The sequence below is a fragment of the Ureibacillus massiliensis 4400831 = CIP 108448 = CCUG 49529 genome, from assembly GCF_000772965.1.
Lineage (GTDB): Bacteria > Bacillota > Bacilli > Bacillales_A > Planococcaceae > Ureibacillus > Ureibacillus massiliensis.
Genome location: NZ_JPVQ01000150.1, coordinates 1 through 418 on the forward strand (window position 1 = coordinate 1; position 418 = coordinate 418).

Annotated in this window: 1 rRNA gene; it reads right to left on the reverse strand. The window is 40.4% G+C overall.

Going from position 1 to position 418, the window contains the following annotated elements:
- A 23S ribosomal RNA gene (locus CD30_RS19320) occupies positions 1-183 on the reverse strand; the annotation flags it as partial.
- Between the last annotated feature and the right edge of the window lie 235 nt (positions 184-418).

Genomic DNA, 418 nt, shown 5'->3' on the forward strand with positions numbered 1-418 from the left:
CTGTCTTCAACACGCTATGAATTCACGTGAAGATACTATGCCATTACGCATAGTGGGTTCCCCCATTCGGAAATCCCCGGATCAAAGCTTACTTACAGCTCCCCGAGGCATATCGGTGTTAGTGCCGTCCTTCATCGACTCCTAGTGCCAAGGCATTCACCGTGCGCCCTTAATAACTTAACCTAAAAGTTATTACTTCTCTTAAAGAGAAGATTTAGACTTACAATAAAATTCTTGAACTAATTGCTTATTATATCAATGTCGTTTTATCCAGTTTTCAAAGAACAAGTTTGAAGTCATCTTTCGATGAACCTTCAAAACTGAACACAAAACGTTAATGTATAAGCTCTTAGAGCTTATTTCCGTTATATATCCTTAGAAAGGAGGTGATCCAGCCGCACCTTCCGATACGGCTACC